Source organism: Bacteroides sp. AF39-16AC (assembly GCF_003602735.1).
Taxonomy (GTDB): domain Bacteria; phylum Bacteroidota; class Bacteroidia; order Bacteroidales; family Bacteroidaceae; genus Bacteroides; species Bacteroides uniformis.
On sequence record NZ_QTLN01000003.1, the window covers coordinates 119,105 to 132,591 of the forward strand.

Consider the following 13,487-nt stretch of genomic DNA (forward strand, 5'->3'; position numbering starts at 1 on the left):
GCCTATGACGTAACAAATCCTAATCAATGTTCTATGATTGGCAGAAGTGACTAATCACTTTCTGCGGTGTATTTAAAAAGCGGGCGTTAGTTTCCGCATAGTTTTAAAATCTAATTCTATAAAAAATGATCAAGAAAATCTTATTCTTATTCTTTGTTGTGTTTGCAGCTACCGCTTATTCACAAGATGTGACCATAACGGGAACGGTGACGGATGCAAATAGTGAGCCTTTGGTGGGCGTGAATGTATTGGTGAAGGGTACTACCACGGGTGCCATTACCGATATTGACGGTAATTTCTCAGTGAGTGGAAAAAAAGGAAGTACACTCGTTTTCTCTTATATCGGTATGCTTACGCAGGAAGTTGTCTATAAGGGAACTGCCTTGCGCGTGGTGATGAAAGATGATTCGAAAGCACTGGAAGAAGTGGTTGTCATCGGTTATCAGACCGTGAAGAAGTCCGACTTGACTGGAGCGGTTGCCGTTGTTGATACCAAGGAAATGAAGAAAAGCGCTGCAGGAACACTGGTCAGCCAGATGCAGGGTTTGGCAACCGGTATTAACGTACGCAGTAGCGGTAGGGCGGGCGAAGATGCCTCTATTGAAATTCGCGGTGTCGGTTCTTTGAGTAATAACTCTCCGTTGTGGGTAATTGATGGTATGATTACAGATCCGGGAGTTGACTTCAACCCTGCAGATGCAGAATCCATCCAGATTCTGAAGGACGCTTCTGCTGCTGCCATCTACGGTTCGCGTGCTGCCAATGGTGTGATTATCGTTACTACCAAGAAGGGTACGAAAGGTCCCATGAAGGTGAATGTAAGCGTAAAGGAAACATTGGAATGGAGCCCGAAATTTGATTTGATGAATGCGGCAGAATATATCAAGTATAATGATATTGCCTATAATGAAGCTATCAAAGATGGCATTGCTACTGTAAACAGCACTCAGAAACACTCACAGTATGATACCAACTGGCAGGATGAAGTGTTGAAGACCGCATTGGTGCAGGACTACAACGTATCACTCTCCGGTGGCGGTGACTCCGGTAGTTATTTTGTATCAGCCGGCTACTATAACAATGACGGCGTTTCTTATGGAAATACTTTCGACCGTTATAGCTTCCGTGTCAATACACAAGGTAAAAAGGGCTGGTTCTCTTTTGGTGAAAACTTGGCTTATTCACTCACAAACACAGACCCGAACCAGACCAATACCTACAATGACTTTTTGCGTATGATGCCTACTATTCCTATCTATGATGAGAATAATCCGGGTGGATATGGCTATGGTGATGCTGCCAAATACAATACTTTTGGTGTGAACCCGATTGCCCGTGAAGATTTGGAATACCGTCATTTCCGCCAGAATCGTTTGAATGGTTCTTTATGGTTGGAATTCAAGCCATTCGAATTCCTTTCCTATAAATTCAATGGTGGTATTGACCTTTACTTTTATGAGAATTCATGGTTCCGTGGAGAAGGTAACTGGACTCAGAATCAGGAACACCGTGATCCGGAAAGCCAGAAGGCACGTGACAACACCTACAACATGTTGATTGAGCACACGTTGAACTTCAATAAGGATTTTGGTAAGCATCATGTGGATGCCGTGGTCGGTACTACTTACCAGCACCATGAGTGGGAAGGTTTGTGGGCTTCCCGTCTGAACTTTCCGATGACGGGTAACGGCGATTACTTTACAGTTTTGAATGCAGGACAGAGCAATCAGCAGAATTCAAACAGCATCAGCGAGAATGCGATGATTTCTTATTTGGGACGTGCAAACTACGTTTATGATGATAAATACTATCTGACTGCCACTTTCCGTCGTGACGGTACTTCTCGCTTGGCTAAGGAAAACCGCTGGGGCAATTTCCCCTCATTCTCCGGTGCCTGGAGAATTTCAAAGGAGGAATTCTTTGATGTGCCTTGGATTAATGACTTGAAAATTAGAGGTAACTGGGGTCGTCTTGGTAATTCTTCCATTGGTGATTGGGATTATATCGGAACTATCAACCAGAGTATTGTAACTGTATTCGGTGGTGCTATTGTTCCGGGTTCTACTCAGGTGAAACTGGTGAATGCAGGTCTTGTTTGGGAAACAAAAGAAACGGTGAATGTAGGTTTTGATGCCAGTTTCCTGAACCAACGCCTGACTGTCAGTGCGGAATATTATAATTCAAAAACCAGTGACGTATTGGCTGAGACTCCGATTGCCATTTCTACCGGTAATCAAGGAGGCTCTCCGTGGAAAAATGCTGCCAGCTTGCGCAACAAGGGCTTCGAGTTTACATTTGGTTGGAAAGACCAGATTTCAGGCTTTAAGTACAGCGCTTTACTGAATGTGACTACGATGGATAACGAAGTTCTGAGCTTGGGACGGGATGGGTCGGAAAGAAACTTTATTGATTCCGGTCAAGCCAGAACAGAGCCGGGAAGGTCGTTGGCCGAATTCTATCTGAGAAAAACAGACGGCATCTTCCGGACACAAGAGGAAATAGACAATTATGTGACGAAAGGTAACCATGTACCGGGACCTAATGAAGATAAAGTACCTGCCGGTACACCGATCATGATTGAAGGGAAACGTCCGCAATTGGGAGACGTTAAGTATCTTGATTTAAATGATGACGGTCAAATTACTGATATTGACCGTGATTATTGTGGTAGTCCATGGGCCAAGATGCAAATGTCGTTGGTATTGAATGCAGAGTGGAAGAACTTCGATTTCAGTATGATGTGGAACGGTCAATTTGGCAATAAGATATACAACGTATCCCGTTGGCAAGGACGTCTGTTTGCAGACAACTCCAACTATATCCGCTTTGAGAAGGGCGAAGAGCCTTATCAGGTGAATCCTAACTCCAATACCCCACGTATCATTTACGGTGACTTCCGCAACTCGCGTGATGCCGACCGTTTCCTGGAGAATGGTTCTTACTTCCGTATGAAGAATATCTCTATCGGTTATAATTTCAAGCAGAAGTGGCTGACCAACTTGGGCGTTGAGAAACTCCGTCTGTTTGCTACCGGTAGCAACTTGATTACTATTACCGGATATTCCGGTCTGGATCCTGACTTCAAGGGTGCGAATTCCGTTTGGAACAGTGGTACGGACAGCTTTGCTTATCCCAATACCCGTTCGGTGATGTTTGGATTGGATTTGACCTTTTAACTTATAAATCAGTTTGTAAATTATGAAAAAGATATATAATGGATTAATGCTCGCAGGTGCCTTGACATTGTGCACTGGATGCAGTTCTAGTTTATTGGATATTGATAATCCCAATGAAGTGACCAACGATACTTATTGGAATAAGCCGGAAGATGCTACAGCTGGTGTAAATGCCTGCTACAGTTTTCTTTATAAGGAAGGTACTTGGATGCGTTGGCTCTCTTTTCGCTACGATTTGACCTCGGACGAGGGATGGAGTTCTTCTCCTTGGATTGAATTGGGTGACTGGACACGTTTTCTTTACAACAATTATAATTTTTACGAAGGCAACAATATACATTGGGAACATTTCTACGTAGGTATTTTCCGTTGCAACCAAGTGTTGAGTCATGTGCCTAATATTGAAATGGACGAGACTACAAAGAACCAGGTATTGGCACAAGCTTCTTTCTTACGTGCAATGTGGTATTTTCAGGTAAATCTGTTGTGGGACAAAGGAACGATGCCTTTGGAACCTAAAGATGCCAATTATATTCCGGAAGACGCTTCCGAGCAGGAAATATGGGATCAAGTGGAGAAAGACTTGCTGTTTGCTATGGATTATCTTCCTGAATCTTGGGATGCTGCCAATTTGGGACGTGCCACCAAAGGCGCTGCCAAAGCATTGTTGGGCAAGGCCTATATGCAACAACATAAGTATGACAAGGCGAAGGAACAATTGCAATGGCTGATTGATAAAGAGGGCTCTTTGTACGATCTTATCGCCAATCGTGAAGATAATTTCACTGACTTGGATGAGAACAACAAGGAAGGTATCTTTGAAATTCAGTTCGATGACCAAAACAAGGGTGGTACGGGTAATGATGCCAGTATGGCATTCGGTTTCCAGCGTACTCAGTTCTATGCTCCGAGTGGTATAGGTTGGGGAGATGGTAAGGCACGTCGCTGGTTGGTAGATGAGTTCTTGAAAGAGAAACGTATTGACGGAAAGAATGACTTGCGTTTGTATGGTAGTATTCTGTACCGTGGATTCTCACAAGACTTCCCCGATCAACCGAAGAAATATTATGGATTTGAAAATGCCGATTGGAATGACGGTTGGGGAACTGACCCGGAAGACTGCTACATACGTAAATACAATACTGCTTACTATCGTGATGCAGAAGATTACTTTGCCCGTAACAACTATCGTATCATGCGTTATGCAGATATCTTGATGAACTACGCAGAATGTCTTGTTGAAACGGGTACTAATCCTGCCGATGCTGCTGTTTATGTGGATAAGGTAAGAGAACGTGCCGGTCTGGCCAAGTTGAAAGACAGTCAGTGGAAAGACTGCCTGAGTTCTAAAGATGCCTTTATCAAGCGCCTGCAGATGGAACGTACTTTGGAACTCTGTTTCGAAGGTTGGCGTTGGGCTGACTTGAAGCGTTGGGGATTACTTGATTCTCAGGCTGGAATTGATGAGCTGAAAGCCCGTGACAAGGACTTCAATAACTTCATCGTCGGTAAGCACAGACGTTTGCCCATTCCGAGAGATGAAGTGATGAACAGCACGGTAGGTGGTGTTGCACATCTTACTCAGAATCCTAACTATTAATAACTAAAGAAGGCTATGCCTGGAAGCCTGTTCTCATTCAGGATGCTTCCGGCATAGCCTTTTCTTTCTTAAATCTTATACCATATGCTTGTCTGTAAAAAACTACTATTACCATTCGCTTTTGCTTGCTGCGGCAGCTTGTTTGCGCAGAACATCCAGAATCCGGTACTTCCGGGAGTGGCGGATGCCGGCGTAATGAAATATAATGGCAAATATTATATTGGCGGGGTCCGTACAAACGGGGATTTCTATGTATCCGATGACCTGGTTCATTTGGGGAAACCTATCCATGTCGTATCCATGGACAATGACTGGACCAGAGGCAGCGGAGCCGGAGATGACCAGATTCATGCCAATGACATGTTCTATCTGAATGGAGATTTTCATTTGTACTGGTCAGTCAATTATTGGGGAAAGGACAAGCATGCCGTTCACATTGTACATGCGCAGAGCAAAGATGCCCTGGGCGCTTACACAGAGCCGAACAAGAAGACATGGATGGATAACCGTATCGACCCCAAAGTTTTCAGAGATGATGACGGGCAACTATACATGTATATGGTACGCTTTACCGATGGGAATACCATCTGGGGACGTAAAATGAAGAACCCGGCAGAATTTGCCGGCGAACCGGTGTGCCAGTTCGCCTCATTGCCGGACACATGGGAAACGATGGATAACAGAGTGGCGGAGGGACCGTGGGTCATGAAGTATAGAGACCGCTACTATATGATGTATAATGCCAACCACACCTCTACAGAGTGGGGCAATTATCAGTTGGGAGTTGCTGAGGCAGACTCTCCTTTAGGTTTTCAAAATGGTAATAAATATAGCTATCCGGTTGTAGGCTGCAATCAGACACAACTGGAGGAGAAGCAAGTGGATTTATTGCGGTATGGCCGCACGTATGAGCCGTTGTTTGCTTATACGGAGAGCAAGCCGGAGGGCGACTGGACAAAAGTGACCTACGATGACTCCGGCTGGGCGAAGGGGGAGACCGGCTTTTCGTCCCGTGAAGTGAAAGGTTCTACAACCCGGCATCTGGGTACTTGGTGGAATACGCCCTCCCTATGGTTGCGAAAGACTTTCTCTGCCGGTAGCGAAACCGGCAATCTGGCACTGCGTGTCGCTCACGACGGAGATACCCGGATTTATCTGAACGGAACAATTGTCTACGAGAAGCAGGGGCGTGATTATTGCATCGTAAACCTGGACAAGAAGCTGCGTGCTGCTTTGAAGGAAGGCACGAATCTGCTTGCCGTAGAAACAAACAAGGGACGTTCGCAATTCTTCGACGTTTCTCTGTTCGATATGAAAGACGGCATTGCCGACGATATTCTGATGACTCCCGGCCAGCCCAATATCCTGAGAGGCCCCAACGGATTTGAATGGTGGCTGATTTATATGGCAAACAAGAACAATGAGCATCGGGGACAATATATCAACCGCGTCCAGTTCTTCGACAAGACGTTGTTTGTGGATGGTATCACCGGCCCCCGCACGGCAGGTTATCATCCCGAACCTTCGATGCCTACCTTTGCGGGTAAAGGCGAGACAGCTTCGTTCGGTGTGTTGCAACAAGTACAGCCGTCTGTGGCCTATTTGTTCGAGACGGGAGTCAAGACCGAGGGCGAAGCCGGTGTCATTGCCTGGTGGAAGGATGCTGATAACTGTGCCTACGTAGGTCTGGATGCCAAGAACCGGAGTTGGTATTTGCGCAGGCTTGTAGACGGTAAGGAAAACAAGGAATCCTATGCCCTGCCGGAAGATTTCCGCTGGGGCGTTTACCACCATCTGCGCATCGAGCGCAACGACGGCTGCCTGAAGATTTGGCTGGATGAAATTCCCGCACCGGGAAAACATGTCTTTGCAGAGGCTCTTCCGGCGGAAGAAGCGGGTGTTCCCGGAGTATTTGACGAGACAAAGTCTGCCTTGTTCGAAGGGGCTACCTATACCATCGGCTTCGATGATGTGCATTTCCAGCTTTCGGGGAATGAGGAGTTGTTGAAGGGCGATTTCTTGAACGATTATGAATTCAGCTTCCAGTTGTCCGGCTTGTCCGGACAAGACAAGGCAGGAAGCTATCCGGTTTATGTGGATAAGGATAACTATGTGAAGGCTCAGTTCGATGGCATCACCCGTATGCTTGAGGTGACAGCCGTGAAGAAAGGGAAAACTGCCTGGAAGAAGGAATTCCCGTTGGGATGCCTGCAAACGCTCTATCCGGATGTGAAGTATACCGACTTCATTGAGAAAGGTTATCGTTTTGCCGCACCTGCATGGTTGGATACACTTTACCTGAATCGTCACGAAGCAGGCAATAAATCCGAATTTGCGGATGACATGTTCGGCAAGTTCGACATAGAATACCTGAATGGCGGCGAATGGCATCCGATAGAAAACAAAGATAGGGGGATAGCAGAACATCCTGCATATAATTATTGTACCTTTACTCCGGTAAAGGCAGAAGGCATCCGCTTCATCAACAAGGAGGCGGAGGATTTGGAACGCCATATCTATAAGATAGGTGTACATGAATTGTGGAAGGAATCCTATAATTTCCGTGCCGTGCGTCGTGCAGACAAGCTGTATCTGTTTGTCGACGGCAGGGAGCTGGGAGCTTTGGATATACGCTACCCTGCATCCCGCATCGGATTCTGTTCGGAGGGCGGCTCTCCGGTTTATAGTGGTACGTTGTATTATCATGTAGGGCAGAGGCGCGATTAGACGCAATCGTGGGATGTGCCGTTCCGTATATATGTAATGAAAAATGTATATAGAAGCTGGTGTTTGTATTTCCTTGTGAATCAGTGTGATGGACTGGGGTGATTCAGTATACGACTGAATGTATTTCAGTATACGATTGAATAGGATTCAGTATACGACTGAATAGGGTTCAATATACGGGTGTAACGGAACATCTTCTTGAAAGTAAATATTTATCATCATAACAATTGTTTAAGAAAGAATCATGAAAAAGAATTTTATATGTATGTATCTGTTTCTGTTGGCCACGCTGGCTTCCTGCCAGTCCTGCTCTTCAGACTATAAGGATGTGGACGATATTGTTGTCGAAGGAGTTGAAACGCCGGTGCTTTTGGGCGACCCGTTCATCATGTTGCACGATGGCACTTACTATGCCTATGGCACCCATGCGGATGACGGCATCGAAGTCTATACCTCCGATGATTTGCAGACTTGGAAGTATAAGGGCATGGCGCTCCAGAAGAAGGATGTCTGGGCCGACCGCTGGTTCTGGGCTCCGGAGGTCTACGAAGTGAACGGGAAGTTCTATATGTATTACTCGGCAGACGAGCATATCTGTGTGGCAACAGCCGACTCACCGGCGGGGCCGTTCATCCAAAGCAAGAAGGAACCCCAGATTGCCGATGAGAAATGCATTGACAACTCTCTGTTCATTGATGATGACGGTACGCCTTATCTGTTCTTCGACCGTTTCAACGACGGGCTCAACATCTGGGTGGCCGAATTGGAGAAAGACCTTGTCACTATCAAGAAGGAGACCATGCACCCTTGCATCCATGTCTCTCAGGCATGGGAGGAAGTATGGCCCCGTGTGAATGAAGGCCCGTTTGTCATCAAGCACAACGGACTCTATTACATGACCTATTCTGCCAATAGCTATGAAAGTCCTTTCTACGGCATAGGTTGCGCCACGGCTACCGATTTGATGGGTACCTGGACCAAATATGAAGAGAATCCTTTGTTACAGAAACCCGGAGAACTGGTCGGAGTGGGACACAGTGCCACTTTCACAGACAAGGCTGGCAAGCTTCGTCTTGTTTTCCATGCTCATAAGGACAAGAGCAATATCCATCCACGCGCCATGTATATCACTGACGTTTCTTTCGAGAAAGTGGATGGTGTGGACCGCATGAGAATCAGCAAGGACTATATGACCCCCAAAGTAGTGAAATAAGAGATGGATATGAAGAAGAATTGTATATGGCTGTTGTTGCTTTGTCTTTGCTTTGCAGGATGCAAGGAGAAGACGGTTGTAGAATCAGACTATCTGCCGATTGCCGACCCTTACGTAATGCTTTACGAAGGCAAGTATTATGCTTACGGCACCGGAGGTACGGTAGAAGGAGAGGGCTTTGCCTGCTTCTCTTCCGATGATTTGAGAAACTGGACGCGTGAAGGCCAGGCATTGTCGGCTGCCGACTCCTACGGCACGTGGGGATTCTGGGCGCCGGAAGTCTACTACATCGAGTCGAAGAAGAAGTTTTATCTGTTCTACTCCACCGAAGAGCATATCTGCGTGGCAACGGCAGATGCACCTCAGGGACCGTTCCGTCAGGAGGTGAAGCAGCCGATATGGGATGAGAAGAGCATCGATACCTCTCTCTTCATCGACGATGACGGCACGCCTTACCTTTATTTCGTGCGTTTCACGGATGGCAATGTCATCTGGGTGGCAGAGATGAACGATGACCTGACCGGCATCAAGCAGGAGACACTGACGGAGTGCATCAAAGTAGGGGAGCCTTGGGAACTCTCGCAGGACAAGCCCGCCAAAGTAGCCGAGGGGCCTTCCATCTTGAAGAGAGAGGACGTTTATTACCTGGTTTATTCGGCCAATCACTTTGAAAGCAAGAACTACGGAGTGGGTTACGCGACTTCGAACAGCCCGATGGGACCGTGGAAGAAATACGAGGGAAATCCGATTCTGCAACATGCCGACGGCTTGATGGGTACCGGTCATGGAGCGCCCTTCTGCTGCGAGGACGGCAGTTGGAAATACATTTTTCATGCACATTGGGATTCCACGAAAGTGCAGCCGCGCACTTCGTACATCAAGGATTTTGCCATTTCCGACCAGGGAACGGTTTCTATCGGTGGCTCTCTTATCCGTCCGCAGGTATTGGGCAGTACATCACCCGAAAAGTAAAATGAAAGAATGAAAAGAATACATTGTATGAAGAAGTTTCTTGTATTATCAGTGTTATGCAGTCTGATAGCCTGTTCCTCGTCATCGGCTACAAAAGAGGATAAACCGGAAGAACAACAGCCGAAGAATGTCTATCGCAATCCGGTGATAGATTATAGTTTGCCAGACCCTTCTGTCATTGAGGGAGATGATGGATACTACTATTTGTATGCCACCGAGGACATACGCAATCTGCCGATTCACCGTTCCAAGAACCTGGTGGATTGGGAGTATGTAGGTACTGCCTTTACGGACCGTACGCGGCCTGATTTTGAGCCGAACGGCGGTTTGTGGGCGCCGGACATCAACAAGATAGGTGATAAATACGTGCTCTATTATTCTATGTCTGTTTGGGGAGGCGAGTTAACTTGCGGCATCGGTTGTGCTACTGCCGATAAGCCTGAGGGACCTTTTACGGACCACGGAAAGATGTTCCGCAGCAATGAAATCAATGTACAGAACTCCATCGACCCTTTCTATATAGAGGATGGAGGGAAGAAATATCTTTTCTGGGGCAGTTTTCGAGGAATCTATGCGATTGAACTGTCTGATGACGGACTCTCTCTGAAGGACGGCGCCACACTGCAGCAAGTGGCAGGAACCGCTTACGAAGGTACCTATATTCACAAGAAGGACGGGCATTACTACTTCTTCGCTTCCATAGGAAGTTGTTGTGAGGGATTGAAGAGTACTTACACTACTATTGTAGGCCGTTCAGATAATCTTTTCGGCCCCTATGTCAACAAGAATGGCGGTAGCATGATGGATAACAAGCACGAAGTGCTGATTCAGAAAAGCAATTCCTTTGTGGGTACCGGTCATAATTCGGAGATTGTGACGGACAATGCCGGCAATGACTGGTTCTTCTATCATGCGGTGAGCACAAAGAAGCCTGAAGGCCGTGTATTGATGTTGGATAAGATTAGCTGGGAAGACGGATGGCCGACGGTAGAAGGCTCCGTTGCATCCACGGAAGCGGAGAAACCGAAATTCTGACGAGTATGAAGAAATTTATTTTAATCTCCTTGTTGGCCCTATTGATGATGGGCTGTCAAGTATCGGGTGGCGGTTCCTTGAAAGTGGAGGAAACCACTGTTGAAATGCGGAAGAATCCCGAAGGAGTGGCTGTATCGGCTCCCCGTTTCTCATGGCAACTGGTAACCGACAAGCAGGATGTGATGCAGACTGCTTATCAGATTGAAGTGGCGGACTCGGACAAGGGTTTGCAGACCGGCTCTGGGCTGGTATGGAACAGCGGTCGTGTGGAGTCTGGCCAATCGGTGCTGGTGAAGTACGCAGGGGCGCCTTTGGAGTCGGGACAGAAATATTGGTGGCGTGTCACTGTATGGACAAATACCGGTGACAAGGCGCAAAGTAGTATCCAATATTGGTCGATGGCTTTGCTGGACAGTTCGGACTGGAAAGCCGGCTGGATTGGACTGAACGACAGTACAAACTTGAAATTGGACGGTGAGCGGACCATCCTTCCGGCACGTTATCTGCGGAAGGAGTTTGATTTGCCGTCACAGCCGAAGCGTGCGGTCCTTTATGTATCGGGAGTAGGTTCTTCCGTATGCTATATGAATGGCGAGAGGATTGGAAACGATGTATTCGGTCCTTTGCCTACCTGGTACGATGCTTCTGTATCTTATCTGACCTATGATGTCACCCCCTTGTTGAAGTCCGGTACCAATACGATAGGCGTGGCTCTGGGCAACGGCCGCTATCTTTCCATGCGTGCCAATGGGATGGTAGGCTTTGGCTTACCCCGTCTCATGGCGCAGTTGAATATAGAGTACGACAATGGTAAGACGGTGTCGGTAGCCAGCGATGACTCCTGGAAAGTGACGAACTGCGGTCCTATAACCGCAAACAACGAGTTTGACGGTGAGTGGTATGATGCCCGCTTGGAATTGGGTAAATGGACGGAAAGCGGCTATAATGATTCCGGATGGCAGTTGGCCGAACGGATGGAGGCTCCCAAAGGAAAACTTGTGGCACAGCTCTCTCCGAGTCTGAAGGTGATGGAGGAGATAAAGCCAATATCCGTTAAATCGGTAGGTGATGGAAGATATATCGTGGATATGGGGCAGAATATGGTAGGAATACAGCAGGTGAAACTGCGTGGCAAGAAGGACAAGCCCATTACTATGCGTTTTGCCGAAGTGCTGAAGGACAATGGTACGGAACTGTATCTTGACAACCTGCGCAGTGCCCTTGTCACGGATATTTATACTCCTGCCGCTGACGGTGAGTTTGTTTGGGAACCGTTGTTTGTTTACCATGGTTTCCGTTTTATGGAAATATCCGGTTTGGACTATGAACCGGCAGCGGATGATTTCACCGGTAAGGTGGTGTATGATGAAATGGCAACGAACGGTACGTTCGAGACTTCCGAGGAGTTGATTAACAGACTTCACAAGAATGCCTATTGGGGAATCCGTGGAAACTATCGCGGTATGCCTACCGACTGCCCCCAGCGTGATGAACGTCTTGGATGGCTGGGCGACCGCACTACCGGTGCCTATGGTGAAAGTTTCATTTTCGGCAATGCCTTGATGTATAAGAAGTGGCTGGTGGATATAGAAGAGTCCATGAATGAAAATGGAAGTATCTCTGTGGTATCTCCCCGTTACTGGACCATCTTCCATGATGACGTGACTTGGCCGGCTGCCTATTTTTACGTAGCCGACATGCTTTACCGCCAGTTTGGCGATGATAGCTCCATCAAAGAGCGCTATCCGTCCATGAAGCGCTGGGTAAACCACATGACGGAGACCAAAATGAAGGACTATATTCTGGTGAAGGATGAATACGGGGATTGGTGCATGCCTCCCGAGTCGCCGGAGCTGATTCATTCGGAGGACCCTGCCCGGAAGACGAACGGCGAAGTGCTGAGTACAACGGTGTTTTACAGCATTCTGCAACTGATGGAGAAGTTCGCGCAAATGAACGGACTTCCGGTAGATGCCGAAGAGTATGCCGCACTTGCTATTAAAATCAAGAACGCTTATAACAAGAAATTCTTCAATCCCGGGACTGCACAGTATGACAACAATACGGTGACGGCGAACCTGCTTTCCCTCAGACTGGGTCTGGTTCCCGACGGATATGAAGATAAAGTATTTGCCAATGTCGTGGAGAAGACGGAAAAAGACTGTAAGGGACATGTCAGTGCCGGTGTGCTTGGCATCCAGCATCTGATGCGCGGACTTACCGAGTACGGTGGACTGGAACTTGCCTATAAGATAGTGACCAATGACACTTATCCCTCATGGGGCTACATGATTAAGAAGGGTGCAACCACCATTTGGGAATTATGGAATGGTGACACGGCAAATCCGGCGATGAATTCAAGAAACCATGTGATGCTTTTGGGAGACCTGCTGATATGGTTCTATGAGGATCTTGCCGGTATAAAAAATGCTCCCGCTTCCGTCGGGTTCAAGCAGATTCTGATGGAACCGGTATTCCCGGAAAAACTGAATTATGTGAATGCTTCGCATGTATCGCCTTATGGCAGGATAGGGAGTTCCTGGAAACGTGACGGCAATAAGCTGGAGTGGAACGTTGAGATTCCCGCCAATACAACCGCTAGGGTCAAGCTGCCGCTTGACTTCCATGTACAGGTAGATGCCGGTCAGGCGGGGATTCATTCCGTGGAGGAGGCTGACGGTAAGCTGGTAGTCGAATTGGGCTCCGGCAAGTATGTATTCATGTCTGAATGATATTTTTCTAACAACAATAAAACAGATGTAAC

7 protein-coding genes are annotated in these 13,487 nt (G+C 47.3%); all 7 read left to right on the top strand.

The features are described from left to right. Positions 1-125 precede the first annotated feature (125 nt). The 7 genes from DW039_RS04365 (at position 126) to DW039_RS04395 (ending at position 13,455) form a co-directional block, all read left to right on the top strand. Positions 126-3,176: a TonB-dependent receptor gene (locus DW039_RS04365; protein ID WP_035447543.1), complete on the top strand. Its 3,051-nt coding sequence runs from the start codon at positions 126-128 to the stop codon at positions 3,174-3,176. Positions 3,177-3,198: 22 nt separating this feature from the next. After that, positions 3,199-4,776 carry a RagB/SusD family nutrient uptake outer membrane protein gene (locus DW039_RS04370; RefSeq protein WP_035447546.1) on the top strand — a complete coding sequence of 526 codons (1,578 nt, stop codon included), beginning with the start codon at positions 3,199-3,201 and terminating at the stop codon, positions 4,774-4,776. A gap of 84 nt (positions 4,777-4,860) precedes the next feature. After that, positions 4,861-7,503 carry a family 43 glycosylhydrolase gene (locus DW039_RS04375; protein WP_117703747.1) on the top strand — a complete coding sequence of 881 codons (2,643 nt, stop codon included), beginning with the start codon at positions 4,861-4,863 and terminating at the stop codon, positions 7,501-7,503. Between the two features lie 244 nt (positions 7,504-7,747). Further along, positions 7,748-8,716, top strand: coding sequence for a glycoside hydrolase family 43 protein (locus DW039_RS04380; RefSeq protein WP_117703746.1), 969 nt, complete (start codon positions 7,748-7,750; stop codon positions 8,714-8,716). Positions 8,717-8,719: 3 nt separating this feature from the next. Continuing rightward, complete coding sequence (locus DW039_RS04385; protein ID WP_165853100.1) at positions 8,720-9,688, top strand: glycoside hydrolase family 43 protein; 969 nt, start codon at positions 8,720-8,722, stop codon at positions 9,686-9,688. A 27-nt stretch (positions 9,689-9,715) separates the two neighbouring features. Then, a complete protein-coding gene (locus DW039_RS04390) occupies positions 9,716-10,723 on the top strand; it encodes a family 43 glycosylhydrolase (RefSeq protein ID WP_117703766.1) in 1,008 nt (335 codons plus the stop codon). A gap of 5 nt (positions 10,724-10,728) precedes the next feature. Next, positions 10,729-13,455, top strand: a complete 2,727-nt coding sequence (locus DW039_RS04395; RefSeq protein WP_120381771.1) for a family 78 glycoside hydrolase catalytic domain — start codon at positions 10,729-10,731, stop codon at positions 13,453-13,455. Positions 13,456-13,487: the final 32 nt, after the last annotated feature.